Here is a 25945-nt window from a genome sequence, read left to right on the forward strand (position 1 = left end):
AAGGCACAGAAGGGAAACGCGATGTTCACAAGCAGTCTGCGGTTTCACCACGGACCCGACACGAGGGACAGGCAGCCCGCCCCCGGCGTCACCTCCTCCCCGGCTCCGTACTGACGTCTCCGGCCTGCCGGTCCCCGCGGGTGGGAAGCCTGCTGGTGTACACGTCCGTACGGTTCTGCGGTGTGCCGGAGTGGGTCTCGGTGAGCACCGCCCGCACTCCCTTGCCGTCCGCCACCAGGCCCTGGTAGTCGCCGAGGAAGTAGCCCCCGGCGAACGGCGCCTGGAGCCAGTCGAAGATCCGCGAGATCCGTCGTTCGGTGCGGAGCTTGGGGTTTCCGTGCCGGAGCGTGGCCAGCTGGTAGGCGGTGGGCAGGGTGGTGGCGTTGCCGGGCTTGAGGAAGCGCAGGTCGTAGTAGGTGAGCGCGACCGTGCCCCGCTCGGTGACCGCGATCGACGGCGAGAAGGCCGGAACGCCCTCAGGGCTGATCAGCGCCGGGGTCCCCCAGGTGCGTCCGCCGTCGGTGGACCGCACGAGCTGGACGGAGTCGAACTTCCCACCGGAGAAGTCCGAGCCCTCGTAGGCCATGTACAGCGTGCCTGTCCCGGGGTCGACGGCCGGGCTCGGCAAGGTGGAGGCGGCGCGCAGCGGTTTGGCGGGGTCGTTCGGGTCGACCTCCGGCACGGAGGTGTCCCGCGCCACGGTGACCGGGGCGCTCCAGGTGTGTCCGGCGTCGGTCGAGGTGACCACCTGGTAGCGGGCTTTGACGACCGTGCTCAGGTCGTCGGCGTAGGTGATCCGGTCGAAGAAGTCGTACAGGGTGCCGGTGCGCGGGTCGACGACGATCAGATGGCCGATGGTCTGGGTGTTGGGCACGCTGCTGGTGGCGACGAACGGCCGGGCCTTGCTCCAGGTGCGACCGCCGTCGCGGGTGAGGGAGATGTAGCCGGGACCGTCGAGGGAGCCGGGGCCGGGTGGGTCGTTGTCGAGGCGGTTCCAGACCTGGTAGGCGGTGCCCTTGCGGATCGGGTCGGCGGTGAGTGAGGGCTTGTCGTTGAAGAACGGCTGCTCGTCGACGTGCGTGGTGGTGAGGTGGTGCCACGTGCGTCCGCCGTCGCGGGAGGTGGCTGCCAGGAGGGCGCTGCGCGTGCTCTTCGTGAAGTCGACGCCCTCCCCGCCGGCGTAGACCGTGCCGTCCGGTCCGGTGCTCACCCAGGGGTCGGTGGCCCGTTCGTAGTCCGCGCCGCCGGGGGCGCACAGGCTGAACGGCAGTGTGCTCCGGTGGAAGGTGTGGCCGTCCGTGGTCCAGCCGGCCGCCAGGCCACGGGCGCCGCCGTCGTTCCAGCGGTCCTGCTGGAACACGGTGACCACGCGCTTGGAGTCGCGCGGATCGACGGACAGGTACGGCTCCACCTCGGTGGCCGGGTAGACGATGCTGTCGGGGGACCTCGCTCCGATGGTGCACTTCGCGTACGGGTCGCCGTGGGACACCTTGACCAGTGGTGTGCCGTCGGGGTTCCGGTCTGCCGCGGCGGGAGTCGTGCCGGTGACCGCGACGAGCAGGAGCGTGGCGGTGGTGACGGCGGTCAGGGGCAGGACGACGCGCATGCGGGACCTCCTCCGGGCCTGTCGGCCGGGTACGGGACCGCCGTCATCGGGGCGGCCTGGGGCACGGAGGCGTACCGGAACGCGAGGGTGGGCGACTCCGCTTGGTCCTCTTCGGCGTCGCAGCCGGTGCCCTTGATGGGCCGAACGGCGGAGTCGTTCCCGGGGTCGTCGAGGAGCACGGCGGAGCCGACCGGCGGGTGCACCGTGCCGGTCGGCTCCTTGTCGTGCCTTACGGCGCCGTCTCGTGGGTCCCCGGAGAGGGCCGCGTCGGCGATGGCGGCGGGGTCGGCCTTGGCTCAGACGGGGTGGGTGGAGCGGGGTGACCTCCCGGAGCCGGCTGGACTGTTCGTTCTGCAAACGGTCTGTCCGCCGGCGGCCGTGCAGTCGTCTCGGGAGATGTTCCGGAACGAGGCGGCCCCGGCGCTGTCAGCGCCGACGGCGCTCACGCCGGCAAGGGGCGGCGCCTACTCGGCATCGGCGCTCCGTCTGAGGCCCGCGAGGCAAGGCCGGGCGCCGCCCGGGGCGGTGACGCCCGGGGCCGGGCAGACATGACGTCACCGACCTCCACCGGCCGCGTCGGTACGGCGCGTGCGCGTCGGCAGGAGCGGGGCGACGTCGATGTCCGTGGCGTCGAGACGGCCCGCCAGGGCCGTGTTGGGTCCGGGCAGGCCGGGGCGTGAGGAGGAGACGGCCGTACCTGCCTCCTACCGGTGCCTCCTGCCGGTGCCGGCGAGCGGCTGCCGAGCGCGGTTCCTCTAACGCGGTTCGTGGGCCGCCGCCCGGCAGGCACCGGTCGCGGCGCCGCCCGCCACTCCTGCCCCGGTCAGCCCGGTCACACAGCCCTGGAGGTCTCCGACCACGCCACGGCCGCAAGCCGCTGTGACGGAGTCGGAAGCGGTGGCACCGGCCAGTTCGGCCATCCGTGTGCAGGCGGGAATGTCCGCCCGGACCGCGGGAGCGGCGAGGACCGCACCGCCGAGGGTGAGGGTCAGGCCGGTGAGGGCACCGGCGATACGGGTCGACGTGCGCATGGGACGCACCTGCCTTCCGGGTTGGTCGCGCGGCCCTGCCCCCGGCGGGCCGGAGCCACGCGGTGAGGCCGCCTGCCGACGCTCGGTGAGCGGTGCCCCGGCCCGCGGGCCCACAGACTGACCGCACGATGCCGCGCCGCGTCCAGTGAGCCGCACCGGGACATGGTCGCCAGGCCGAAGGAGAGGGCCCCGGACCGGATGAGACGCACTCGGACCTCCTCTCGCGGGCCCCTCACTCCAGCGTCGCATCCTCTCCCCCGCCCGTCCTGGGCACCCGGGGGGCTGCCGCGCTGAGCAACTGCTATTGCGCGGAGCGCGGGGGCAGGCCCGTCCGGCCGGCCAAGGGATCGGACGGCCCGGCTGTCGCGCTTCGCCTCTCCCCTCCGGTCTCCTTGGTCCTGGTCGGAGTTCCGTCCGGGGCGAACGCGTGGTGGAAGGTGAAGGCGTGCGGCGCGGAGCCGTGGTCGTGGAGGTGTTCCAGCCTGCAAACCCCGTCCTGCCAGGTGGGTACCACGCCCTCGGAGACCCACCAGATCACGTGATTCGGGTGCCCTGTCCTCTCGAACCAGTCGTAACGCCTGTTCAGCGCCGCACGGTGCAGACCGGTGTAGACGGCGTCGAAGGCGGGGCGCAGGTCGGTCCAGAGTGACAGGGTCGCGGCCAGGGCGGTGGTTTCCGCCGTACGGCCCTTGCCGTACCAAGTCGGTACGGCGAACTCTCCCCATGCTCCCCAGTCCGCCTCGAAGAGCACGCCCCGGTCACCCTCTGCCGCTTCGGCACGCGCGAGGTACCCGGGGTGCTGACTGATCTTCCGGTAGACGGCCTCACCAGTGTCGTAGAACTCGCGCGTGAGAGGTGCGGGATCGGCGAGAGGTGACTTCAGGACGCCGAATGTGTACAGCGCAAGATGGGGCACGTGTCTCTCCCTGGTCGGGGTGCCTGGTGTGGACCCGGTTCGGTGGCTTGCGCAGGGGGCGGGTAGCCGTGGGGCGTGACCCCGAGGACCAACGGGCTGCGAAGGCTCGGACCCGGTACCTGACCTCGGTGACAAGCACGCCTCATGCGCCGGTAGTTCCGTCGATCTGCTCGCGGATGAGGTCGGCGTGGCCGTTGTGACGTGCGTACTCCTCGATCATGTGCACCATGATCCAGCGCAGGGAGACTCCCTGGTCTCCGACGTGGCCCGCTTCCTGTTCGGGCAGGCGGCCGGAGTCGTCCAGCGAGGCTTCAGCGATCAGCTCACGGCTTCGGGCGACCTCGGCCTGCCAGGCAGCCAGCGCCTCGTCGAGCCCCCGTTCCGGCTGGAGGGTGAAGCCGTCGAGGTTGCTCTCCCCGAAGACCGGCGGCACGTCCTGGCCCGCGAATACCCGCTGGAACCAGTTGCGCTCCACTTCAGCCATGTGCTGAACGAGGCCGAGCAGCGTCATCGACGAGGGTGACGCCGCCGCGAGCCGTAGTTGATCGTCTTCGAGGCCCGAACACTTCAGGGCGAGAGTCGCGCGGTGGAAGTCCAACCACGCTTCCAGCATGGCGCGCTCGCCGGCGTGCGCGGGTGGGACGGGCCGTCCATCCGGAGTCGTCTGCATGCGCACACCCTGGCAGCGGCGGCCTTGGCCCACGACTGTCTTCACTGTCGACGAACAAGCGTTTCGCGCGGGTTCGCGGATACGTGCCTCGCCATTCCGCTCGCCAGGAGAGGGTGCGGAGCGGACCCGGGGTCACGCACTGCACGTCGGCGCGTCCGCGCACCCGGTCATCGGCACAGCGGGCGCGCCACGGCCGCCGTGCCGGTCAGCACGTCGTCGGCCGGGCTGCGGCCACGGCGGACGTAGCGGTCGGCGTAGGCCGCGACGGCGTCCCTGACCCTGGTGCTCGCCCCCAGCCGGGGCAGGGCGTCCAGTGCCGCGGCGAAGCAGGTCACGGCGGCACGCTTCAGGTCCGGGTCGGCGAGCCCGTGGCGCGCCGCGTCCCTCCACAGGGGATTGTGCGGCGCCGGGGCCCCGGCGGCCCGCTCGGCCAGGGGCCCCACCGCCCTGTTCGCGATCGTGGCGGCGCCCGGGTCGTCGAACAGGGCCGTGACCACCGCGAGCGGCACGATCCATCCGTCGTCGCCGGGCTGCGCGTCGATCATGCGCAGTTCCAGGTGTCCCCGTGGTCTGACGGGCGGAAACAGCGTGGTGATGTGGTAGTCCAGGTCCGCGTGGGTCGGGGGGCGCATGGTGCGCGAGCGGGTCCATTCGCGGAAGCTCAGTCCGTCCGGAACCTCCCAGGGGCCGCCGTCGCGCCGTACGCACATCACGGGTGCGTCGAGGACCCGCCGGACCCAGGCACGGCGCGGGTCGTGGGCCAGGGAGGGGCCGCCGGACCGCCCCGGGTCGAGTTCGGTCCACATCAGCTGCCGCGTCGACAGCCAGCCCGTGGACCGTCCTTCGGCCATGGGCGAGTTCGCGAACGCCGCGACCAGGACCGCGCCCAGGTGGTGTGCCAGCCACCAGCGGCGGGCGAATCCCATGACGCCGGGTTCCTCGTGTCCGGCGTCGAGGCACACCTGCACGGAGGCCGAGGTGCACATCAGGGCTCGCCCGGCCGGGCCCGTGCGGTCGAGGCAGGACTCCATGGCGTCGTAGCGGGGTTCCCGCAGGAACCGGCGAGGCGGACTCCAGGGGTCCACGCCCATGCCGACCAGTGTCAGGCCGTGTGCGTGCAGCGCGGTGCGCACGGCCTCCAGGTCGGCCGAGACTTCCGAGACGCATTCGGTCAGCGAGGGGGCGGGCCGGGAGCTCAGCTCCACCTGACCGCCGGGCTCGACGCTCAGACCGGACGCCAGCGGCAGAGTCCGCAGGACGGCGTGGACCGCTTCCAGCCGTTCCCGGGCCACCGGGTCGTGCGGCGCACGCGCCTGGTGGACGAGCCATTCCACCTCGACCCCGACGCTGCGCGGCGGGCCGGTCCTGAAGCAGGTTCCCTCGATCAGCGCCTCCGCCTCCTGTTCGGTGACGGCGGGGCCATCGATGCCGCACTCCGGTGAAACGACCATCCGGGAGCCTCCTGAGCCGCCTCAGGGCCGTCGGGGATCCGACGTCCGGTGCGCGTACCGCTGCGCCTGCTGCAAGAGTCCGCTGTCAGGCCCTGCCATGACAAGGGCGCGCTTCAGGACACGTGGGGGTTCGGTGACCCGCAACGGACGGCTCGGACAGCGCCGGGCCGGTCTCGGCGCCTCCTTCGTGGATCGCTTCGCGGACGGCAGGCTCGCCGAGGTTCTGTGGTCGGCGCGCTTTCGGCCGTCGGCCCGGACCGCCGTGTCCGTCGGGACGGACGGACACGGCGGTCCGGTGCCGTCATGCGTGCGGTCGCTCCGTGAGCGCCCCGGTGAAGTGTGTGACGGGGCGCTCCTGGCGTTCGCCGTCGACGGTGATGTCGACGGCCTCGTCGTAGAAGGCGAGGAGTCCCTTGACCGGGCCGACCGCGGGCAGCGGGTCCGGGTAGCTCCAGACGATGTTCGCGGGGACGTCCGACTCGCCGCGCCAGGACCAGTACTCCGCTGTGCCCTTGTAGGGGCAGGCGGTGTGGTGGTCGGTGGGTTCGAACAGATCGAGGCGGACGTCCTCGCGCGGGATGTAGTAGCGCGTGGGCAGGCCGGTCTCGAACAACAGCACCGGGCGGTGGGTGTCCGCGACGACCGTGCCGTCGATCTCGACCACGAGGTGGCGGCTGCTCGGGAGGGCGTCCACGCGTTTGTGCGGGTCGCGGGGGTGGACGAAGATCTCTTCCTCCTCCTCGTACCAGTGGTCGAGGCCCCGGCCGGTACGCCGGAACCATGCGAAGGCGATGTGGTCGGCGAGGTCGGCGGCCGGGAAGGTCCAGGCGGCGTTCTCCAGCAGTTCGCCGTCGACGTCGAGGTCGTAGAAGATCCGCGAGCCGGTGTGCGTGCCCGTCGGGGGGTTCCTCGCGGGGCGGAGCAGGTCCTCGCGGACCTCGGCGCGCGGGAAGGCGTACAGCGGGACGGGGACACCCGGCTCCCAGACCAGGACGGGGTGCCGGCTGTCGACGACCGTCACCTCGCCTTTGCGGCCGCGTACCCAGCGCTCGCTGGGTTCCCACAGGAGGCCTTCCGGGGTGCTCCGCACGGCTGGTGCGGTGGGGAAGGTGGTCATGAGCGGTCCTCCTCCGGCCGCCGGCTCACGCGGTGACGTCGGCGACGTAGGGACGGTACTCGTGCCGGGCCGCCCGTTGCCCGGGGCCGCCGAACACGCGCAGGTACTCCTCGACGGTACCGCCGGCCCGCTCCCAGCCCCCTACCCATGCGGCCGGACGCCCTCCAGGTGTTCACCGGCACGCTGCTGCCCAAGCCGAAGCGTTCGAGCTCCAGGCGTCCGAAGTCGTCGGGCCGCGGTAGGGGTGTCCCGTGGGGCTGGCCAGTCGTTCCTTGGGGCACAGCTAGCTGGCCGGGTGACGGTGCGCCGGGCAGCGTGTCGACGAGGACGAGGCGTCCGGCGCTGTGCGGGAACTTCGCCTTCAGCGCGATGGCGGTCAGCGCGCCGAACCCGCTACCCACGACGGGCACGCCACCCGGGGGGGAAGGAGCGGAGCGTCTCCTCCGGCGTGGCGGCCAGCCGCGGGCCGTCTCCGAGGAACGACACGGGAGTTGCTCGCAACGCAGTCAGCAGTCACCGGCGCACACACGGCCCGAAGGGATTTCCGGCGGTACGCCTGACACCGCTCACTCCTCTCACTCGTCCCACTCTTCTCACTCGTCCATTGACGAGTTGCTGGTGCGCGCCCGCACCCGCCTGCGACGGCCGGCGCCGGCGGACGCGGGCCGCGAACTCGCGGGCGGGAGTGGAGCTGTGCTCGGGGCCGGACGAGTGGGCGGGCAGCCGCAGCCGTTCCGTCGACCTGCGCATCCACCGCATCCGCCGCGAAGTCGGCCCGCGGGCCGCGGCCCTCCTGACGGCGGAACGAGGCGTCGGCTTCCGTCTGCGCGCGACTGCGACACCGGCCGAGAGCGGCTGACGGCACGGGTCCCGGCCGCAGGCCCCGCCCTGTGGACGCGCTGGAGGTGTGGAGCACCCTCCGGGGCTCGCAGTCACACGGTGCCGGGCGGGATAAGCGTGGCCTGGTGGTAGTACATCTGCCAGGGCGCGTCCGCACCTTGCTTGCGCCAGAGCGAACTGCGCCGTGCCCGGTTCCCCTTCAGCGTGGTCTCGTAGGTGAGGTGGACCAGTCCGGGGGCCAGCAGGACACCAGTGCTCATGCGGGCATCTTCGCCCAGGTGGCCGGGCGCATCGCAACCGAGTTGCCACGCGGAGCGCAGCCCGGCTTCAGGGCCGGCCGGCCACACCTATCCCTCGCCCGCGTTCGTGGGCTGCGTGAATGCCGCAGGCTCCTGCAACCACCCCCGGCGGGCGGCCTGGACCGCGGCCTGGAAGCGGGTGGTGGCGCCCAGTTCGGTCATCAGATGGCGGATGCGGCGCTGGGTGGTGCGCTGGCTCCAGCCCTGGGCGCGGGCGATCGCCGCGTCCGTGCAGCCTGCGGCGAGCAGCTTGACGAGGGCGAGGTGGTCGGGATGGCCGGAGGCGGCGGGCGGGGCCGTGGTCGGTGCGGGGGCCTGGAGGGGGGATCCGCGGTCCCACTCCGCTTCGAAGAGTGCTTCCAACGCGGTCAGCATCGGTGAGCGGTGGACCAGGTACGCGGCGAGGTGTCCGCCCGGGGCGAGGCTGAAGGGGAGGACCGCCTGCGCGTCGTCGACGATCACGAGTTTGATCGGCAGCTGTGGTCGCACGCGGGCCTGTTCGCCGGTGCGTATGCTCGGCAGGATGTCGTCCCGGAGGCGGCCCGGCCAGGCGACCGCACCCTGGTCGTAGAGCACGCGGTGGGTGACGCCCGAACGCTGTCTGCGGCGCTGGTCGTCCAGATTGCTGCCGGGGCGGTCCACGTACGGCGGGCGGTCGAAGGTGCGGATCTGGCGGCGGGCGCCGGCGGTGATCCGGTGGACGGCGGCGCTGATGTCGTCACGGCCACGGAGCACTTCCACCGCGATGTCCGGGTCGGCGATCCGCAGGGCCTCGCGGTGTCTGTCGGTCAGTTGGCGCACCAACGCCCGAGCCGTGTCCAGTTGCCGTTCGCGTTCCTTGATCAGTTCCGTGACCGCGACATCGGGGGCGGTGGCGGTGAAGCGTGGGGGGCGGCCTGTCGATCTGGTCGCGAGGCCCGCTTTCACCAGGACGGACAGCAGCCGCCCCGCCGCGCTCGTACTCGTCCCGCAGGCGCTCGCCACCTCGGAGGCGGTGCTGTGGGGCAGACCGATCAGCGCCGTGTAGACACGTTGTGCTTCATCGCCGAGTCCGACGACGTCAAGTTCCATTTCTCCTCCGGTCGTCCGGCCCGTCGACCACCGATAGGCGGGATGGGGCCACATCGCCAACCATGCGCCCTCGTGTGCGCATTCCCGTCCTCGCCGCACGAAAAGGGGCGTCGTGCCGCCGTGACGTGGGGTCGGCGTCCTGGTCGACATGTGTGCGCACCGGCGTCGGGCCCCACGGCCCGACCGCCGTTGTGAACGGAGGCCGGCGCTGCGCCGTCCAGGACCCGGCCCGTACGCGGCACCTGTTTCGGCCTGCCGACACGAACGGGAGGAGGGCTTCCGCGTCTCGACGCCCCTATGGCGCGCCGGCTCGACCAGAGCCGTATACACCATCTCGGTTTCCGGCGACGTCATCTTCTGTTTCCGCTCCGCCAACTGCTGGCCGATGGCTGCCACCTGGCGCTAACCGGCCACCTCGACACCCTAGCGCCGATTCCGCATGCGTTGGCATCTTCACTCCGGTGAGGCGGCGTTGACCGTCAGATGGCTCGACGCACGTCCCCTGGAACGTGCGGTGGCGAGTGTGGCGCGCCGGTGCGTCACGTGTCTGAGGTCCCGTTGCCGAGGCCGTGGTCTCCGGCCTCCTCGTAACAGCGGCCGTCCGCACCGACAGACGGCCGAACGGAAGGACTCTTGGGTTGAACCACTCCCGTAACCGGGCCGCGTCCCCACAGGTGGCGCGCGGACCCCGACGGCGCCTGGCCGCGACCGTGGTGATCACGGCCGCGGCACTCGCGTTCTCCGCGCTGCCCGGCTCGGCCGGCGCCGCCCCCCTGTCCCACGGCCCCGACGGCGCCCGTACAACGGGAGCGCCCCGGCAGATCAAGGCGGCCCCCAGGCCGGGGTCCGGGACCGTCCACCTGTCGCCCGGACAGCGCCGGCGGCTCCTCGGCCAGGCGGCCGACGCGGCGGCGGGCACCGCCCGTGCGCTGAGCCTCGGCCCTCGGGAGAAACTGATCCCGAAGGACGTGATCCAGGACGCCGACGGCACGGTCCACACCCGCTACGAGCGCACCTATTCCGGACTGCCCGTCATCGGCGGTGACCTGATCGTCCATCAGCGGCACGGAGGAGCCCGCACCGTCACCTACGCCTCCAAGCAGAAGCTGACCCTGCCGACGACCTCGGCCAAGGTGCCGGCCGCCACGGCGAAGAAGGCGGCCCTGGGCAAGGCCATGGCGAAGGGCACCCGCAAGGCGGCCACGCACACGGCCCCCCGCAAGGTCGTCTGGATGCTGGGTGACCAGCCGAGACTGGCTTGGGAGACGGTCGTCACCGGCGTGCAGCAGGACGGCTCCCCCAGCGAACGCCACGTCGTGACGGACGCCGCGAGCGAGGCGATCCTGGAGAACGCCGAACACGTAGAGTCCGCCCAGGGCAACAGCCTCTACAGCGGGCAGGTCACGATCGGCTCCACCCGCCAGGACGACGGCACGTACGCCCTGATCGACCCCGAGCGCGGTGGCCACCGGACGCTCGACTCCAGTGTCACGTCCAACGGTGTCCTGTTCACCAACGACGTCGACGTGTGGGGCGACGGTACGGCGGCGAACCCCCAGACCGCGGCGGTGGACGCCGCGTACGGCGCACGGACCACGTGGGACTTCTACAGCGACCGCTTCGGCCGCAACGGCATAGCCGACGACGGCCGCGGCAGCACCTCCCGGGTCCACTACGAACAGCAGCCCGGGGTCCACCTCGCCAACGCCAACTGGCAGGACGGCTGCTTCTGCATGAGCTACGGCGACGGCGCGGACGGGCAGCACCCGGTGACGTCCCTGGACATAGCCGCGCACGAGATGACGCACGGCGTCACCTCCGCCACGGCCGCACTGGGCGACTACGGCGAATCACCGGCCCTCAACGAGGCGATCAGCGACATGATGGCCGCCGCCGTGGAGTTCTACGCCGACAACCCGAACGACGTGCCCGACTACACGATGGCCGAGCTGGACGATCTGCACGGTGACGGCAAGCCCATCCGGTACATGGACCTGCCCTCCAAGGCCGGCATCAGCTCCGTCGGCTACGCGCCCCTGGACTACTGGACGCCCCAGGCGAAGTCGGACGAACCGCATATGGCGGCCGGGGTGGGGGACCACTTCTTCTACCTGCTCGCCGAGGGCAGCGGGAAGAAGACCATCAACGGCGTGGCCTACGACAGCCCCACCTATGACGGGCTGCCGGTGGCGGGCATCGGGCTGACCGACGCCGCCGCCGTGGTGTACCGCGCGCTCACCGTCTACATGACCAGCACCACCGACTACGCCGGCGCCCGGACCGCGACGCTCCAGGCCGCCGCCGACCTCTACGGTTCGGGCAGCGCCTCCTACGAGGCCGTCGCCAACGCCTGGGCGGCCGTCAACGTGGGGACGGGCTTCGTCCACCACATCGCCGTGGAGCCGTTGCCGACCGAGCCGGTGGCGGTCGGCCAGCCCGTCCGCCGCCGGATCACGGCGTCCAGCAGCCGTCCCGGCGCGCTGAGCTACGCCGCCAAGTCGCTGCCCCGCGGCCTGTCGATCGACCACGCCACCGGTCTCATCACCGGTACGCCCGACAAGGCCGGCGACTACAACTCGGCCATCGTCATCACGGACGCGACCGGGGACACCCGGAACCTCTCGTTCACCTGGACCGCTCTCGAATCCGGCGGGCACTTCTTCGTCAACCCCACCACCTACGTGATCCCCCAGTGGGGCACCGTCGAGTCCCCGCTGGTCGTCCGGGGGAAGCCGGGCAGCGCGCCCAGTGACCTCAAGGTCACGGTCGATCTCGACCACGGGTTCAGCAACGCCATGGTGATCGACCTGATCGGCCCCGACGGCACCGTCCTCCCCGTCAAGCCCTGGGGACCCTGGGTGCTGACGCCCGAGTTGCACGAGACCTACACGGTCGACGCCTCGGCGCTGCCCACGGTCGGCACCTGGAAGCTGCGCGTCACCGACGGCACCCCGGGCTTCTACGACCTGGACCCGGGTCATCTCCAGCGCTGGAGCCTGGACTTCTCGGGCACCGGCCCCGCGGCCACGGCCGGCTCGCCCGCCCGGTAGGGCGCGGGGCGGCCACCGCTCGGCAACCAGGGGGTGCTCCCCTGGAGGTCCCGCGGTGGCCGCGAGCGTCGAATGAGCCGGCCGATGCTCGCGCACACCGGCACTCCTCTGGTGGTGCAGGCGCCGGGTCAGGCGACCGTGCGGCCGAGGGAAGAAGCCTGCGCGGCGCGTGGTCAGGCCGCGCCGCGCAGGCGGTCAGGGTGTCAGCTCGACCACGCGCGACCGCTCCGGCGAGGGGCGCAGGACGCCGGCCGCCGCGGCAGCCGTCGCGCAGAACAGGGCGAGGAGCAGGAAGGTGTGGTTGAGGGCCGTGAGATGGGTCGTCCAGCCGACGATCGCGGGGCCCGCGAGCATGCCGATGTAGCCGAGTCCGGCGACCCGGGACACGTTGGTGCCCGCCGCCGCGGGGTCGGCGTGTCCTGCGGCGCTGAAGAGCTGCGGGATACAGCCGGACAGGCCCAGGCCAAACAGCGCCCAGCCGGTCAGTGCCGCCCAGACCCAGGGTGAGAGGGCCGCGACCGTGATGCCGACGGCGGCCAGGGCCGAGCCGTACCGCAGGACGGCGACCGGCCCGAGCCGCGCGGATGTCCGGTCCGCCAGGAGCCTGCCGACGGTCATCGTCGCCGCGAACGTCCCGTAGGCGAAGGCGGCTGTGCTCTCGGGCGCGCCCAGGACGGTCTTGAGGTGCAGGACGCTCCAGTCGTTGGCGGCCCCCTCGCACAGCATGATCAGCAGAGCCAGCACGGCCAGGAGCCAGATCCGGGTGGGAACGGAGCGGCTCCCCGCCCCGGGCTCCCCTTCCGTACCGGTCACGGGGGCGGCCGGCTCGGCGGGCAGCAGACCACGAGCCGATACCAGGGCGGTGATGACGCCGACGCCTGCGGCGGCGCCCAGCGTCGTGGTCGTGCCCCATCCGATGTCGATGGCCGCGGCGCCGGCGAGCGCGGCCAGGACGCCGCCGACGGAGAACGTGGCGTGGAAGGCCGACATGACGGGCCGTTCGTACGCCTTCTCCACCTGCACGGCGTGCGCGTTCATGCTCACGTCGAGGGTGCCGTTGCCGAAACCGAAGGCCAGCAGGGCCGCTCCGAGGGCCCACGGCTCCTGGGCGAGACCGGGCAGCACCAGGGTCACGCTGCACAGCACCCCGGCCGCCGGAACGACGGTGCGCGTGCCGAGCCGGTCGGACAGACGCCCGCCGACCTGCATGCCGGCGAAGGCCCCTGCCCCCAGCAACACGAGGAACCCGCCCAGGGCCGCGTGACTGATGCCCACGCGTTCCTCGACGGCCGGGATCTGCACCACCCACATGCCCAGCAACGTGCCGTTGAGGACGAAGTAGACAAACGTCACGACGCGAGAGACGCGCAGCGCTCTTTTCATAGGGACACCATAACGAACGCGACGACCGTTCGTAACCCGCCGGTTCGAACGTTCGCCATGTTCGAAAGGAGTGGTGTTGAATCACGGTATGAGCACCGTGGAACGTCATCGACTGATCGCCCAGGCCGTCCAGGAGGCAGGAACGGCCACAGTCGCCGAACTGGCCGACCTGACGGGTGCCTCGGAAATGACCGTCCGCCGCGATCTGGACCACTTGGCCGCGCAGGGCGTCCTCGAACGGTTCCGCGGCGGGGCTCGCACCCTCCTGCTGCGGGGGGACGAACCCCCCTTCGCGCTGCGCACCCATGAAGCCGTCGACGCCAAACGCCGGATCGCGGCAGAGGTGGCCTCGCTCATCACCGACGGGGAGACCGTCCTGCTGGACAGCGGCACGACCTGTCTGGAAGTCGCGCGCCTGCTGCGCGGACGGCAGATCACCGTGATGCCCCTGTCCCTGCAAGCGATCGACGTCCTCGGTGACGCCCCCGAACCGACCGCGCTCCTCGTGCCCGGGGGCCGCCCTCGCGCCGGCGAAGGGGCCCTCATCGGGCCCCTCACCCTCGCCTCCCTGTCGGCGCTGCGGTTCGACACCGCCGTCCTGGGGTGCTGCGGCCTGACCGACGGCGACGGCATGACCGCCTACGACCTCGACGAAGCAGCCGTGAAGAAGGCGGTCGTCGCATCGGCACGTCGCGTCATCGCCGCCGCCGACGGCAGCAAACTCGGGCGCACCGCACACGCCTACGTCGGGCCCTCCACCTTGGTCGACGTCCTCGTCACCGACGCCACCGCGCCCGCCGACGAGACCACCGCACTGGAGAACAGCGGCATCACTGTCAAGATCGTCTGATTCCGCCGGCCGTCGCGTCCCGACCCGTGGCAGGCCCGCACTGGGCGTGCCCAGGCGATCAACGGCGCCTGTCCGTACGGGTTGTACGGACATCAGTGGGCGGTGAAGCCGCCATCGACGGGGAGCGCTGTTCCGGTGACGAAGCCGGCGCCGGGGCTGCACAGCCACAGGACGGCCGCCGCGACCTCGTCCGCTCTCCCCAGTCGGCCGATGGGCTGTTCCTTGAGGATCCCGGCCATGGCCTCGGCCTGGTTCTCGACCATGTCGGCGACCATCGGGGTGTCGATGACGCCGGGGCACACGGCGTTGATGCGGACGCCCCGGGGCGCGTACTCGACCGCGGCGCTGCGGGTCAGGCCGATGACGCCGTGCTTGGCGGCGTGGTAGGCCGCACGCTCGGGCAGCCCGACGAGCCCGCCCAGGGACGAGCAGTTGACGATGGCGCCGCTGCCCTGCTCGCGCATCTGCCGCAGTTCGTGCTTCATCGCCGCCCAGACGCCGCGCAGGTTGACGGCGTTGACCCGGTCGAAGGACTCGGCCGTCTCGTCGGCCGCGTCGGTCGGCGGCACCTGGATGCCGGCGTTGTTGAACGCCATGTCCAGGCGGCCGTACTCCGCCACCGCGCGCCGCACCGCCGCCTCCACCCGCTGTTCGTCGGTGACGTCGCAGACGACACCGATCGCCCGCCGCCCGCGGCCGGTGATCTCCTCGGCTGCGTGGTGGACGGCATCGTGGTCGAGGTCGGCCAGCACCACGGCGGCGCCGGAGTCGGCGAAGGCGCGGGCGGCGGCCAGGCCCATGCCGGAGGCGGCGCCGGTGACCAGGGCCACCTGCCCGGAGAAGTCGTAGGTGGGGTTCAAGGGTGTTCTCCCGTCAGAACAGTTGGGTGAGTGGGGGGTCAGGGCTTCAGCAGGGTTTTGACGGCGCGGCGCTCGTCCATCGCCTTGTAGCCCTCAGCGGCCTGGTCGAGCGGAAGTGTGAGGTCGAAGACCTTGCCCGGGTCGATCTCGCGGTCCCAGATCAGCTGGATCAGCTCGGGCAGGAACCGGCGCACCGGAGCGGGACCGCCGAGCAGGTGCACCTCGGCGAAGAACAGTTCCTCACCCGGAAGCTCCACCCCGTGCGCCACGCCCACGAACCCCACGTGCCCGCCGGCGCGGGTGGAGCGGATGGCCTGCATCATCGATTCCTGGGTGCCGACGGCCTCGATCACGCTGTGGGCGCCGTAGCCGCCGGTGAGCTCCTTGATCCTGGCCACGCCCTCGTCGCCGCGCTCCGCGACGATGTCGGTCGCACCGAACTCGCGGGCGAGCTTCTGCCGCGACGCGTGCCGGGACATCGCGATGATCCGCTCCGCGCCGAGCTGCTTCGCGGCCAGGACAGCGAGCAGGCCCACGGCACCGTCACCGACCACGGCCACGGTCTTGCCCGGCCCGGCCTCGGCGGCCACCGCGCCGAACCAGCCCGTTCCGAGCACATCGGAGGCGGCCAGCAGCGAGGGGATCAGGTCGTCGTCCGGCATTCCGGGGGTGGCGACGAGGGTGCCATCGGCCAACGGCACCCGCAGGTACTCCGACTGGGCCCCGCCGGCTCCGACGTACTCGGCGTGCGCGCACCGTGACTGGTAGCCGGCCTCGCAGATCTCACAGGTGTTGTCCGAGGCGAAGAACGAACCGACGACGAAGTCACCGACCGCGATGTTCCGCACCTCGTCACCGGTCTCGGTGACGACACCGACGTACTCGTGCCCCATCGGGGTCGGCCGCGTCACATCGTTGACGCCGCGGTAGTCCCACAGGTCCGACCCGCACACGCAGGTCGCCGACACACGGATGATCGCATCCGTCGGCGCGACGATCGCGGGGTTCTCGCGCTCTTCCACCCGGACGTCGCCCGGGGCATGAATGACAGCTCCACGCACTTGCAGACATTCCTCTTCACACAGATCTTCTGGGGTGCCCAGACACCGTCCCCCGCCTCGCGGGATGCCTGCCAGGCCCTGTCAGGGACCCCCACAGCAGGAACAGGCGCCCTAGCCTTGAAGGCATGGAGTTCCAGCAGGAGATCCGGGGCTTCCTCATGAGCCGCCGGGCGCGGATCACGCCCGAGCAGGCCGGGCTGCCCTTCGTCGGAGGCAACCGGCGCGTCAAAGGGCTGCGGCGCGAGGAGGTCGCGATGCTCGCCGGCCTCAGCGTCGAGTACTACACCCGCCTGGAGCGCGGCCGGCTCGGCGGCGCGTCCGAGAGCGTCCTGGACTCGATCGCCCGTGCGCTGCGACTCGACGACGACGAGCGCGCCCACCTGTTTGACCTGGCACGGGGTGTCGCGCCCGGCTCACCCCGCAAGCGTCCCGAGCCCAGCTCACCGATCACCCCGTCGGTGCAGCAGGTCCTCGACTCCATGAGCGTGCCCGCGGTGGTGCAGAACGGCCGTCTCGACCTCCTCGCGGCCAACGCCCTGGGGCGCGCCCTGTACGCCGACCTGTTCACCATGGCCGGGCAGCCGCCGAACTTCGCCCGGTACGTGTTCCTCGACCCGCGTGCCGAGGATTTCTACGCCGACCTCGACGAGGCGAAGGACCTGTTGGTCGCGGTGCTCCGCGCGACCGCCGGGCGTGACCCGCTGGACCGGAAGGTGACCGGGCTCATCGGCGAACTCTCCGCGCGCAGCACCGATTTCAGCGCCCGCTGGGCCAAGCACGACGTGCGCCGCCATGCGCGCGGACGCAAGGTCGTCCACCACCCGGTCGTCGGAGCGATGGACCTCGCGTACGACGACTTCGCGCTGCCAGGCGACCCGGACGTCTCCATCACCACCTACACCGCGGATCCCGGTACGCCCAGCGCTGATGCCCTCACCCTGCTGGCGGCCTGGGCCGATACGCGGAAGCAGTCGCGGACGGCCAACGGCGAAGCACACGGGCCCTCGACCGGGAGCGCGGTCGGCGCGTCCGAGCACCGCGACGGCGAAGACCGATAGGGCCGGCCCCTCCCCGCCGGCCGCGCACACGTCCCGCCGGGAATCCGTCCACGCGGACCACGTGACATCCCGGCGACCTGGCGGCCGGGCGGGCCCCGGCCCCTTCGCGGGGATCGGGCACCCGGGCTCGGCGGCGCCTGTCGTCGGGAGCGACGGGGAAGTGAGCGGAGAGGGCAGGATTCGAACCTGCGTGGGCCAAAGACCCGACCGGGTGGATACCCGGACCCCGATAGGCCACTACGGGGACCTCTCCTTCAAGTGCTCCGGCGGTCGAGCCGCCGTCGCGCTGTCGTTGAAAATACTGCCAGACACCTCTGACATTGACCTGACAATCCTCTGACGCCGACGATCAGGCCCCGCAGGCCCTCTGACATGGCCTGCCCCGGACGGGAGGGAGCCCCTCCCCGGGCGGGAACGCGGGAAGCCGGCGGGGCGCGGCGCGTCCGCGGTCGTGTGTCAGGCGCCGTCCGCCGGCGCCCAGACGTGGACGGACCGCCGGTCCTCGGAGACGGTGTACCAGGCGCCGTCGCCGGCCGCCCGGACGGGACCCGCGACCGGGTGGGGATAGGTGATCCCTCCGCGCAGGGTCATGCCGGCCGTGTCCACCAGCCAGTGGCGGGCCGGACCGTGGCCCCGGTCGCTCCCGGAGGTCCCGGCGACGATGGTGTGCTCGTCGGCAAAGCCCGCCTCGAAGTCCCAGTAGACCCGCCCGCCGCCCGGGAGCCCCGCCACGGCGCCCTCCGCGTCCAGGTCGCGCAACCGCGCGCCGTCCTCCACCGCGTGCAGGTACAGGGCGTCCTGCTGCACGTCGGTGGTCAGCAGGCGCCGGCCCGACGGGCTCACGTCCAGCAGCACGGTCTCCTCGCCGATCGTGCGGACGGACAGGCTCCGGCCGTCCCACCGCCCCCACAGCGCGGGCGAGCCCTCCTCGCCCTCGCCGATGCTCAGGCCCATCTGCGCGGGGTCGGGGTGCGCAGTGTGGAACGAGCCCGAGGCCACCGTCCCGGTACCCGCCCGTCCCATGACCCGGCCGTCGGCGGCGTCCAGGACGAGCCACAGTTCGTCGGGCTCCTCGTCCGCCGCCACAGCGCCGTCCCCGGCGAGCGGACCGCGCACATGCGCCCAGACCAGCTTGCCGTCGGCGGAGAACGCCGCCGAGCCGCTGTCGGCGTAGCCGTGCTCCTCGTCGTCGGCGTACTCGGCGAACGCGCCGTGCACCACCGGGCATTCACCGGCCCAGCAGCCGTGGCGCACCTCCCACAGGACGGCCCCGGACGTGTCCACGCAGCGCACCGCGTGCACTCCCGCGAACACGGCCGTGCCGCCGTCCGGGGAGACCGCCACGGTGCCGAAACCGCGCGGCCAGGGGGCGGGGAAGCGCACTGTGTCGCCCGAGTCCGGGTCGAGCGCGACGAGTTCGGCGTCGCCGCGCTGCACGAGGAGCCTGCGGCCGGCCCGGTGCAGGAGCGCGGGCGCGTCCGCGGACCCCGGGTCAAGGGGCACGTCGATGGTGGAGACGAGACGGACGGCGGTCACGGAGCCTTCCGGCGTGAGAGACAGGGGCGTGGACGGGTCCACCTTACGGGGACACAGGCAATGGCCGGCTGGGCATGCGGGACGCGTCATAGGTGTGCGTGTTCCGCACCGGCGGGTCGCCGATCTCGTCCCAGTCCCATCCGGTGCGCGCCCCGGTGGGCGTGGTGCGCGAGACCCGCCGCTCCGGCCGCGTCGGTACGGCGTGACCGCCTGTCCGGAGGTGTCGTGGAAGCGGGGCCGTACTCAGGCCGTAGCCGTGGGGCTCGCTGAGGTGCGGGCTGCGTCGCCTTGCCGAAGAATCGTCTACGTCCGGGTTCCTCCTGGAGAGCCCCGCGTCCGCGAGCGTCGCGCGGGTGCGGCAGCGCGCGGCGCACGGTGAGGGACGCGTCCTGCCCGTGCCCCCACCGCGGGCGGGTTCCGTGCGGCGACCGGGCCAGGCGCCTGGGGTCCGGGCGGAGGCCAGGGTGCCGCAGGCGCGATCGGACGCGGCCCGCCGCTGAGTGGGCCGCACTTCTGGAAGAGGTGTACCGCCCGATGCAGATCGATCTGAGCGGACGTACGGCGCTGGTCACCGGGTCGACGGCGGGCATCGGGGAGGCGACCGCGCAGGCGCTGGCCGCCGCCGGGGCCGATGTCGTGGTCAACGGCCGTAATGCCGACCGTGTCGCGGAGACGGCGGAGCGGATCGGGGGACGCGGCATCACGGCCGATGTCGGGACGGCCGAGGGGACGGCCGTCCTGATCCGGGGCCTGCCCGAGGTCGACATCCTGGTCAACAACACCGGCATCTTCGAGACCAGGCCCGTCTTCGAGATCCCCGACGCGGACTGGCTGCGGCTCTACGAGGTCAACGTGCTCTCCGGGGTGCGCCTGGCGCGCCACTACGTACCGCGGATGGTCGGGCGCGGGTGGGGCCGAGTGATCTTCGTCAGCAGTGAGGCGGGCGTGCAGACGCCGACGGACATGGTCCACTACGGGACGACCAAGACGGCGCAGCTGGCCGTGTCCCGCGGCATGGCCCAGGAGGTCGCCGGCACCGGGGTGACGGTGAACTGTGTGCTGCCCGGGCCCACGATGAGCGACGGCGTGCTGGCCATGTTCGACGAGTTGTATCCCGGCCTCGACCCGGTTGAGCAGGAGCGGCGCTACCTGGCCGAGAACCGTGCCGCCGCGTCCCTGCTGAAGCGGCTGATCCGTCCCCACGAGGTGGCCAGCATGATCACTTACGTGGCGTCGGAGCACGCCTCGGCGACCACGGGCAGGGCGCTCGGCGCCGACGGCGGCCTCGTTCCCACGATCGTCCCCTGAGGCGGCGGTGGCTCACGGTGGCCGTTGTCCGTGCCCCGCCCGCCCTTCCCGAGCGCGACGCCGACCCCATTTGCATTACCCCGCGTCTGCAATTATCTTCGTACACAACAAAGTGCGTCCGCAATTGTTCGGGTCGTGCGTCCGGCTCCGCGCCCCGCGGGTGCGGTCGTGAACCGAGTGTCACGACCGCGCAGACAGCCCGCCGAGGCATCCGCCCGCCGACGCCTCACCCCGAACGCGTCAGGGGTACCCCGGCGCGAACATACCGATCGAAAAGGCACCACCATGTCCCTCAAGAACATCCTTCCCGGCCGACTCGGCTTCGGCACCGCCCCGCTGGGCAACATGTTCCGCGCGATCCCCGACGAGGAGGCCCGCGCCACCGTCGAGGCCGCCTGGGAGCAGGGCATCCGCTACTTCGACACCGCCCCCTTCTACGGGGCGGGCCTGGCCGAGGAGCGCCTGGGCCAGGTCATCTCCGCCAAGCCGCGCGACGCCTACGTGCTGTCGACCAAGGTGGGCCGGGTCATCCTGGACGAGCCGGAGACCGATGTCCCCGACTTCGGCGAGAAGGGCGGCCTGTTCGAGCACGGCAACCCCAACAAGATCGTCCACGAGTGGACCGCCGAGGCCACCGAGCGCTCCATCGAGGGCAGCCTCAAGCGCCTGGGGGTCGACCGGCTCGACATCGTCTGGGTCCACGACATCGCCCAGGACTTCCACGGCGACGCCTGGTTGCAGAAGTTCGAGGAGGCCCGCACCGGGGCCTTCCGTGTCCTGTCCCGCCTGCGCGACGAGGGCGTCATCAAGGCCTGGGGCCTGGGTGTCAACAAGACCGAGCCCATCGAGCTGACCCTGGCCCTGGACGAGCCCCGTCCCGACGGCTTCCTCCTCGCCGGCCGCTACACCCTCCTCGACCACGAGCACGCCTTGCAGCGGCTGCTGCCCATGGCCCAGGAACAGAACGTCGACATGGTCGTCGGCGGCCCCTACAGCTCCGGCGTCCTCGCCGGCGGCAGCCACTTCGAGTACCAGCAGGCCCCGCCGGAGATCATCGAGCGCGTGGGCAGGCTCAAGGCCCTCGCCGGCGAGCACGGCATCAGCATCAAGGCCGCCGCCCTTCAGTTCTCCCTCGCCCACCCCGTGGCCGCCGCCGTCATCCCCGGCGCCACCCGGCCCAGCCGCATCGCCGAGGACATCGCCGCCCTGAACGAGGACATCCCGGCCGCGTTCTGGCACGACCTGCGCGCCAGCGGACTCGTCAGCCCGGCCGCCCCGCTGCCCGACGGCGCCTGACCCCACACCCCCCACACCCTTCCCCCCACACCAGGATCCAGGAGAACGACCATGGCCTCCACTGCCGTCAGCCGTATCGTGCCCGCCTCGCCCGACAAGGTCTGGAGCCTCATCGGCGGCTTCGACGCCCTGCCCGACTGGCTCCCCTACATCCCCGAGAGCACCGCGCTCGAAGGCGGCCGGGTGCGCCGGCTGAAGAACTCCGAGGGCGAGGTCATCATCGAGCGCCTCGTCGACTTCAACGAGGCCGAGCGCCACTACAGCTACGCCATCCTCCAGGCCCCGTTCCCCGTCAACGGCTACGTGTCCACCCTTCGGGTCCACGCCATCCCCGGTGAGGAGAACGCCGCCGAGGTCCAGTGGTCCGGCCGCTTCACCCCGGACGGCGCCACCGAGAACGAGGTCGTCGAGCTGTTCACCGGCATCTACCGCGACGGCCTCGACGCCCTCCACAAGACCCTCACCGCCTGACGAGACGCGCAGCGCACGGGGTGGGCGGCCGGGGGTGACGTGTCGTCAGGCCGGGTCGAAGAGCCCCGAGGTGCGGGGGTCAGGGGGTGGGTTGGCCGCCACGGGAGCGGTGGGGACGGCGGGCGCGGCGGGAACGGCTGAAGCGCCGGGAGCGGCGGGAGCGGCGGGGACGCAGACGGGGGCGTCGTTCTGGCAGAAGATGCCGATGTCCGCTTCCTCGCCGCCGACGATCAGCGTGTCCCACGCGCCGCTCACCTGAAGGGTCCGCAGCGTCGCGGGGGCGAGCGCGGAGAGGTGGGCGCGCAGTTCCTCGTCGTCGGGCAGGCCCGGAAGGCGAGTCGCGAGGCGGTCGCGGATCGTCCGCATGCGGTCCAGGAGGATCTCGACGTCCGGCTCCGCGGAACCCAGGGGCACCGGGCCGGCCGCAACTCCCGGCGCGGGGGCGGACGATGCGGCAGGTGCGGCTGCCGCCCGTCCCGCCGCACTCTCCAAGCTGCTCTCGATGACGTCCTCGATCGCGCGGGTCACGCCCCGCTCGTCCGTCGTGACCATCGCGTTCCACGCGCGGCTCTTGTGGCGGTACCGCGACATCGACATCGCCGCCTCGTGCCGGATGAAGTCCGCGTCGCGCAGCGGCCGGCCCCGCCAGACGCGGCTGAGGGAGCGAACGAGCGAAACGGCCGAGGCCAGACCGCTGTTGAGGCCGCGGCCGGGCCGGAAGTGGATCGCGTTGGCCGCGTCGCCCAGGAGGAACCCGTACGTCCCCGGGCGGTCGGCGGTCGGCCGGGTGAGCTGCGCGGCGAACCGCGCAGCAGCGCGGGCAGGAACAGGGTTCCGTGGGGCGGGCAGACGAACTCGTCGTCCTCGTGGCGGCTCATGACGCGGGGCCGGGCCGCGATGCACTGCTCGAAGACCTGGCGCACCGGGTCGATGCCGATGCGTTGCGCGCCTCCTCTCGGGTGAGCCGCATGTCCAGGAAGCCGTCGCCGCGCGGCGAGTTGAGCAGGAACCGTTTCTGCGCCACCGTCAGCAGCACGCTCACGGGGTCCGGGAGCCGGGACTTGACCCGCAGCCCGAGCACCACGTCCTGGATGTGCTCCCCGTCGAGGGAGTAGATGGAGGCGTCGGCCGTGCCGAAGCGGTCCGCGTAGCGCTCACGGGTGCGGGAGCGACCGCCTTCGCAGATGGCCAGCACGTGGTCGCGGGCGATCAGGTGCTCCTGCTCGGCGCGCAGGAAGTACCCGCCGACGGTCAGCCGGGGCATCCCCCCGCACGGTGCCACCACCCGCGCCAGACCGCCCGGGCCCCGGAGACGAGCAGCACGGGGTGGCGGCCGAGGCCGGGCATGCGGGGCATATCCCTCGCGACCGCCCCGACTGCGAGCGCGACCTGGGTTTACCCCGCGTAACATCCGATGCGGTGATCACGCTGTTGGTAAATGACAGGACCGTTCGCCCGTTGCGGACTGTCCGGCGCCGGGCGCCTGCTTCCGCTCGTCCGAGTGCGGACCCCGCCCTGGCGCCCCGCGTCCGGCATTCGGCCTACCCCGCTCTCGCAGGAACGGAGTGCACTCAGACCTACCCGCCCTGTGGGCACTTGCGCCTCTTCTCGCCCGGGTCGCTCTTATGACCGCCGCCACGGTTCACAGAAACAACACGTCCCTTTGATACCCACGAAAGTCCGGTCCGCCGGACCCCGGCATGCCCGCACCGTGACCTACGGCCGGGTTCGCGGTGTCTACCTGCCGCGCCTCGCGGACGCCCTCGCCTCGTCCATGGCCACCTACGGCATCCCCTTGCTGGTACTGGCCACGACCAAGTCGTCGTCGCTGACCGGGATCGCCTTCATCATGGCGTGGGCCCCGCGGCTGTGCACGTTCGCTCTGGCCGGCCTGGCCGTCGACCGCTTCGGACCCGTACGGGTCTTCCGGCTGGCCGCCACGGCGCGGGCGCTCGTCGCCGCACTTGCCGTGCCCGCCCTGGCGACGGCGGACGACACGACCGCCCCGGGGCTGGTGATGCTCCTGGCGGCGTGCGCGGGATGCCTGACCCAGTTCAGCTTCATCGCGGCCGAGAGTGTCGGCGCCGTCACCAGCCGGGACGCCGGCGATGCCGCGCACCGCGTCCAGTCCGTCCTGCTGGGCATCGATCAGGCAGCGGCCCTGGCCGGCCCCGCGGCAGGCGGACTCCTCTTGCAGTGGGCCGGCTTCAGCGGCATGCTCACGGCGATCGCTGGTTTGTCGGTGGTGTCGGCCGCCATCACCCCGCGCATGCACCGGCCGCCCGCGCAGCCGGGCGAAGCGACCGGACCGGCCGCCGGAGGATGGCGCACCGGCTGGGCGACCCTGCGCGCGCTGCCGGCGCTCGCCTGGCTCGTGGTGGGACTGGCGTTGTCCAACCTGGCGCTCGGTCTGCTGGAGGCGGCGACCCCGGTGATCGTGGTGCAGCAACTCGGCCGGTCCAGCGCCATGGTCGGGCTGGTGTGGTCCTGCGCGGCCGGGGCCTCGCTGCTCGCGGTCGCCACCAGCCGCGTCGCGATCGACCGGTGGGGGCTGCGGGGGGTGGGCCGCTGCGCCGCTCTCGTGACCGTCGTGCCGTGCTTCCTGATCGCGCACACGCGTTCCTACCTGGTGTACCTGGTCCTCATCGCCGTCTTCATGGCGGGCGACAGCGTGCTGGCCGTCGTACTGCGCACCCTGCGATCCCACCTCATCCCCGCCGAGGTGTTCGGCAGCACGTTGTCCGTCACCGTGCTGATCCTGCTCGCGCCCTACCCCGTCGCCGGCATCCTCATGGCCCTCATCGCCCCCACCGCCCTGCACACGACGATCACCGTCTGCGCCGCCCTGCAATGCGTCGGCCTGGCCTTCGCCTTCACCCGCGGCACCCGCTCCCGGCCGCGCCACGCCAGGCATCGCACATGAGGACGACCGCGAGGTCACGGAGTCGTAAACGGCCAGGCCGCGGGATCTGAGTCGCCTGTTCGGGGTACTCGCGCTCACCGGATGGCCGGGCCGCGGGGTGCGGCCCGGCCGACGCGGACTCAGGAACGGGAGGTGACTGTCGTGTCGAGCACGCAGCCGCACCATGCCGGGTCCGGCCGGAGCACGGACCGCTCCGGTCAGGAGCCGGTGGGCGAGCTGGTCCAGCGGGCCTCGCAGCAGCTGACCGAGCTGGTGCGGGGGGAACTGCGCCTGGCGCAGGCGGAGATGAAACAGAAGGGCAGGCGTTACGGCAAGGGAGGTGGCCTGTTCGGCGGGGCCGGCTTGGTCGGCTTCCTGATGTCGCAGGCGCTGGTCGCCACCGTGATCGCCGCGCTGGCCGTGCCGCTGCCGGTGTGGGCGGCGGCACTGATCGTCACCGCGGTACTGGGTGTGATCGCCGCGGTGCTGGCCATAAGCGGGAAGAAGCAGGTGGACCAGGCCGCGCCGCCCGCACCCGAGCAGACGATCGAGAACGTCAAGGCCGACGTGGCCGAGATCAAGGAGAGTGCGCACCGATGACCCAGCCCCCGCACGACGAGCCCACCGCCACCAGCCCTGAGGAACTGCGCGAGCAGGTCGAACGGACTCGGACCGAACTCGGGGACACGGTCGAGGCGCTCGCAGCGAAGACCGACGTCAAGGCCCGCGCCCAGGAGAAGGCCGCCGAGGTCAAAGAGCAGGCCGCCGTGAAGGCCGCCGAGGTCAAGGACCAGGCCGCCGTCAAGGCCGCCGAGCTGAAGGACCAGGCCGCCGTCAAGGCCGGGCAGTTGAAGGCCAAGGCCGCCGACCTGGCCCACCAGGCACAGGACCGGCTGCCCGAACCGGTCAGGGACACGGCCGCCCAGGCCGCCGAACAGGCCCGCGCGAAGGCGGCCCTGGCCGGGCAGCTGTGGGACGAGAAGGCACCCGAGCCCGTGCGGCAGAAGACGGCCCGGGGAGCGCGGTTGGCGCGGGACAACCGGAAGGTGCTGCTGACCGCGGCAGGCGTGGCCGTCGTGGCGTGGCTGGCCTGCCGCCGCCCGAAGGGCTGACGGGGCGGCACCCGGGTCCGACGAGGACGCCCCCGACGCCACCGGCGAAACCCGCTC

The 25945-nt window shown here is 72.1% G+C and carries 23 protein-coding genes and 1 tRNA gene; 9 read left to right on the top strand and 15 right to left on the bottom strand.

From position 1 onward, the window contains the following. Positions 1 to 88 precede the first annotated feature (88 nt). The 8 genes from AQJ11_RS36190 to AQJ11_RS36230 all read right to left on the bottom strand — a co-directional run bounded on the left by AQJ11_RS36190 (position 89) and on the right by AQJ11_RS36230 (position 9001). Positions 89 to 1606, bottom strand: a complete 1518-nt coding sequence (locus tag AQJ11_RS36190; RefSeq protein ID WP_059266102.1) for a sialidase family protein — start codon at positions 1604 to 1606, stop codon at positions 89 to 91. 755 nt (positions 1607 to 2361) lie between these two features. Beyond that, positions 2362 to 2637 (bottom strand): hypothetical protein, encoded by a 276-nt coding sequence (locus AQJ11_RS36205; RefSeq protein WP_014669621.1) that lies wholly within the window; start codon positions 2635 to 2637, stop codon positions 2362 to 2364. 301 nt (positions 2638 to 2938) lie between these two features. After that, complete coding sequence (locus tag AQJ11_RS36210; protein ID WP_059266105.1) at positions 2939 to 3553, bottom strand: DUF3291 domain-containing protein; 615 nt, start codon at positions 3551 to 3553, stop codon at positions 2939 to 2941. A 142-nt stretch (positions 3554 to 3695) separates the two neighbouring features. Then, positions 3696 to 4223, bottom strand: a complete 528-nt coding sequence (locus AQJ11_RS36215) for a DinB family protein (RefSeq protein ID WP_107120930.1) — start codon at positions 4221 to 4223, stop codon at positions 3696 to 3698. Between the two features lie 167 nt (positions 4224 to 4390). Then, a complete protein-coding gene (gene egtA / locus AQJ11_RS36220; protein ID WP_059266107.1) occupies positions 4391 to 5674 on the bottom strand; it encodes an ergothioneine biosynthesis glutamate--cysteine ligase EgtA in 1284 nt (427 codons plus the stop codon). A gap of 301 nt (positions 5675 to 5975) precedes the next feature. Beyond that, positions 5976 to 6791 carry a DUF427 domain-containing protein gene (locus tag AQJ11_RS36225; protein WP_014669617.1) on the bottom strand — a complete coding sequence of 272 codons (816 nt, stop codon included), beginning with the start codon at positions 6789 to 6791 and terminating at the stop codon, positions 5976 to 5978. A gap of 932 nt (positions 6792 to 7723) precedes the next feature. After that, positions 7724 to 7891 (bottom strand): hypothetical protein, encoded by a 168-nt coding sequence (locus AQJ11_RS50115; protein WP_167360897.1) that lies wholly within the window; start codon positions 7889 to 7891, stop codon positions 7724 to 7726. An 87-nt stretch (positions 7892 to 7978) separates the two neighbouring features. Next, positions 7979 to 9001 carry a helix-turn-helix domain-containing protein gene (locus AQJ11_RS36230; RefSeq protein ID WP_059266108.1) on the bottom strand — a complete coding sequence of 341 codons (1023 nt, stop codon included), beginning with the start codon at positions 8999 to 9001 and terminating at the stop codon, positions 7979 to 7981. A gap of 710 nt (positions 9002 to 9711) precedes the next feature. Here AQJ11_RS36230 and AQJ11_RS36235 point away from each other — a divergent pair. Beyond that, complete coding sequence (locus AQJ11_RS36235) at positions 9712 to 12051, top strand: M4 family metallopeptidase (protein ID WP_059266151.1); 2340 nt, start codon at positions 9712 to 9714, stop codon at positions 12049 to 12051. Positions 12052 to 12246: 195 nt separating this feature from the next. On the opposite strand, the gene AQJ11_RS36240 is transcribed toward AQJ11_RS36235, so the two are convergent. After that, a complete protein-coding gene (locus tag AQJ11_RS36240) occupies positions 12247 to 13434 on the bottom strand; it encodes an MFS transporter (RefSeq protein ID WP_208616699.1) in 1188 nt (395 codons plus the stop codon). Positions 13435 to 13522: 88 nt separating this feature from the next. On the opposite strand from AQJ11_RS36240, the gene AQJ11_RS36245 reads away from it, so the two are divergent. Further along, on the top strand, positions 13523 to 14284 hold the full coding sequence (locus tag AQJ11_RS36245; RefSeq protein WP_014669612.1) for a DeoR/GlpR family DNA-binding transcription regulator: 762 nt from the start codon (positions 13523 to 13525) through the stop codon (positions 14282 to 14284). Between the two features lie 92 nt (positions 14285 to 14376). On the opposite strand, the gene AQJ11_RS36250 is transcribed toward AQJ11_RS36245, so the two are convergent. Both AQJ11_RS36250 and AQJ11_RS36255 read right to left on the bottom strand, forming a co-directional pair. Then, the gene (locus tag AQJ11_RS36250) at positions 14377 to 15144 is read right to left on the bottom strand and encodes an SDR family NAD(P)-dependent oxidoreductase (protein WP_059266110.1); all 768 of its coding nucleotides are present in this window, start codon (positions 15142 to 15144) and stop codon (positions 14377 to 14379) included. Positions 15145 to 15182: 38 nt separating this feature from the next. Beyond that, positions 15183 to 16205 carry a zinc-dependent alcohol dehydrogenase family protein gene (locus AQJ11_RS36255; RefSeq protein WP_041664807.1) on the bottom strand — a complete coding sequence of 341 codons (1023 nt, stop codon included), beginning with the start codon at positions 16203 to 16205 and terminating at the stop codon, positions 15183 to 15185. Positions 16206 to 16330: 125 nt separating this feature from the next. Between AQJ11_RS36255 and AQJ11_RS36260 the strand changes: the two genes are divergently transcribed. Then, positions 16331 to 17263 carry a helix-turn-helix transcriptional regulator gene (locus tag AQJ11_RS36260; protein ID WP_059266111.1) on the top strand — a complete coding sequence of 311 codons (933 nt, stop codon included), beginning with the start codon at positions 16331 to 16333 and terminating at the stop codon, positions 17261 to 17263. 165 nt (positions 17264 to 17428) lie between these two features. Here AQJ11_RS36260 and AQJ11_RS49445 read toward each other — a convergent pair. After that, positions 17429 to 17516 (bottom strand) — tRNA-Asp (locus tag AQJ11_RS49445). A 203-nt stretch (positions 17517 to 17719) separates the two neighbouring features. Continuing rightward, a complete protein-coding gene (locus tag AQJ11_RS36265) occupies positions 17720 to 18799 on the bottom strand; it encodes a hypothetical protein (RefSeq protein WP_059266112.1) in 1080 nt (359 codons plus the stop codon). Between the two features lie 534 nt (positions 18800 to 19333). Between AQJ11_RS36265 and AQJ11_RS36270 the strand changes: the two genes are divergently transcribed. From AQJ11_RS36270 to AQJ11_RS36280, 3 genes are all read left to right on the top strand, one after another. Next, positions 19334 to 20107, top strand: coding sequence for an SDR family NAD(P)-dependent oxidoreductase (locus AQJ11_RS36270; protein ID WP_058085442.1), 774 nt, complete (start codon positions 19334 to 19336; stop codon positions 20105 to 20107). Between the two features lie 285 nt (positions 20108 to 20392). Then, positions 20393 to 21403 (top strand): aldo/keto reductase, encoded by a 1011-nt coding sequence (locus tag AQJ11_RS36275; RefSeq protein WP_059266113.1) that lies wholly within the window; start codon positions 20393 to 20395, stop codon positions 21401 to 21403. A 51-nt stretch (positions 21404 to 21454) separates the two neighbouring features. Continuing rightward, complete coding sequence (locus AQJ11_RS36280; protein ID WP_059266114.1) at positions 21455 to 21874, top strand: SRPBCC family protein; 420 nt, start codon at positions 21455 to 21457, stop codon at positions 21872 to 21874. A 45-nt stretch (positions 21875 to 21919) separates the two neighbouring features. Here AQJ11_RS36280 and AQJ11_RS51695 read toward each other — a convergent pair whose 3' ends face one another. Both AQJ11_RS51695 and AQJ11_RS51700 read right to left on the bottom strand, forming a co-directional pair. Next, the gene (locus tag AQJ11_RS51695) at positions 21920 to 22471 is read right to left on the bottom strand and encodes a hypothetical protein (RefSeq protein ID WP_059266115.1); all 552 of its coding nucleotides are present in this window, start codon (positions 22469 to 22471) and stop codon (positions 21920 to 21922) included. Positions 22472 to 22748: 277 nt separating this feature from the next. Beyond that, positions 22749 to 23138 (bottom strand): hypothetical protein, encoded by a 390-nt coding sequence (locus tag AQJ11_RS51700; protein WP_244218534.1) that lies wholly within the window; start codon positions 23136 to 23138, stop codon positions 22749 to 22751. Positions 23139 to 23585: 447 nt separating this feature from the next. Between AQJ11_RS51700 and AQJ11_RS36295 the strand changes: the two genes are divergently transcribed. From AQJ11_RS36295 to AQJ11_RS36305, 3 genes are all read left to right on the top strand, one after another. Beyond that, complete coding sequence (locus AQJ11_RS36295) at positions 23586 to 24797, top strand: MFS transporter (protein WP_014669602.1); 1212 nt, start codon at positions 23586 to 23588, stop codon at positions 24795 to 24797. A 207-nt stretch (positions 24798 to 25004) separates the two neighbouring features. After that, positions 25005 to 25376: a phage holin family protein gene (locus AQJ11_RS36300; RefSeq protein ID WP_059266153.1), complete on the top strand. Its 372-nt coding sequence runs from the start codon at positions 25005 to 25007 to the stop codon at positions 25374 to 25376. Next, the gene (locus AQJ11_RS36305) at positions 25373 to 25888 is read left to right on the top strand and encodes a DUF3618 domain-containing protein (protein WP_059266116.1); all 516 of its coding nucleotides are present in this window, start codon (positions 25373 to 25375) and stop codon (positions 25886 to 25888) included. The genes AQJ11_RS36300 and AQJ11_RS36305 overlap by 4 nt, the downstream gene beginning before the upstream one ends. Positions 25889 to 25945: the final 57 nt, after the last annotated feature.

It is taken from the genome of Streptomyces corchorusii, assembly GCF_001514055.1.
Taxonomy (GTDB): Bacteria; Actinomycetota; Actinomycetes; order Streptomycetales; family Streptomycetaceae; genus Streptomyces; species Streptomyces olivaceoviridis.

What these genes read in the sequence shown, in the direction of transcription:
- AQJ11_RS36275 (WP_059266113.1), top strand. Translation starts at nt 20,393, where the DNA reads ATGTCCCTCAAGAACATCCTTCCCGGCCGACTCGGCTTCGGCACCGCC.
- egtA (WP_059266107.1), bottom strand. Translation starts at nt 5,674, where the DNA reads ATGGTCGTTTCACCGGAGTGCGGCATCGATGGCCCCGCCGTCACCGAA.
- AQJ11_RS36270 (WP_058085442.1), top strand. Translation starts at nt 19,334, where the DNA reads ATGCAGATCGATCTGAGCGGACGTACGGCGCTGGTCACCGGGTCGACG.
- AQJ11_RS50115 (WP_167360897.1), bottom strand. Translation starts at nt 7,891, where the DNA reads ATGAGCACTGGTGTCCTGCTGGCCCCCGGACTGGTCCACCTCACCTAC.
- AQJ11_RS36190 (WP_059266102.1), bottom strand. Translation starts at nt 1,606, where the DNA reads ATGCGCGTCGTCCTGCCCCTGACCGCCGTCACCACCGCCACGCTCCTG.
- AQJ11_RS51695 (WP_059266115.1), bottom strand. Translation starts at nt 22,471, where the DNA reads ATGTCGATGTCGCGGTACCGCCACAAGAGCCGCGCGTGGAACGCGATG.
- AQJ11_RS36305 (WP_059266116.1), top strand. Translation starts at nt 25,373, where the DNA reads ATGACCCAGCCCCCGCACGACGAGCCCACCGCCACCAGCCCTGAGGAA.
- AQJ11_RS36225 (WP_014669617.1), bottom strand. Translation starts at nt 6,791, where the DNA reads ATGACCACCTTCCCCACCGCACCAGCCGTGCGGAGCACCCCGGAAGGC.
- AQJ11_RS36230 (WP_059266108.1), bottom strand. Translation starts at nt 9,001, where the DNA reads ATGGAACTTGACGTCGTCGGACTCGGCGATGAAGCACAACGTGTCTAC.
- AQJ11_RS36205 (WP_014669621.1), bottom strand. Translation starts at nt 2,637, where the DNA reads ATGCGCACGTCGACCCGTATCGCCGGTGCCCTCACCGGCCTGACCCTC.
- AQJ11_RS36215 (WP_107120930.1), bottom strand. Translation starts at nt 4,223, where the DNA reads ATGCAGACGACTCCGGATGGACGGCCCGTCCCACCCGCGCACGCCGGC.
- AQJ11_RS51700 (WP_244218534.1), bottom strand. Translation starts at nt 23,138, where the DNA reads ATGCCCCGGCTGACCGTCGGCGGGTACTTCCTGCGCGCCGAGCAGGAG.
- AQJ11_RS36260 (WP_059266111.1), top strand. Translation starts at nt 16,331, where the DNA reads ATGGAGTTCCAGCAGGAGATCCGGGGCTTCCTCATGAGCCGCCGGGCG.
- AQJ11_RS36240 (WP_208616699.1), bottom strand. Translation starts at nt 13,434, where the DNA reads ATGAAAAGAGCGCTGCGCGTCTCTCGCGTCGTGACGTTTGTCTACTTC.
- AQJ11_RS36245 (WP_014669612.1), top strand. Translation starts at nt 13,523, where the DNA reads ATGAGCACCGTGGAACGTCATCGACTGATCGCCCAGGCCGTCCAGGAG.
- AQJ11_RS36280 (WP_059266114.1), top strand. Translation starts at nt 21,455, where the DNA reads ATGGCCTCCACTGCCGTCAGCCGTATCGTGCCCGCCTCGCCCGACAAG.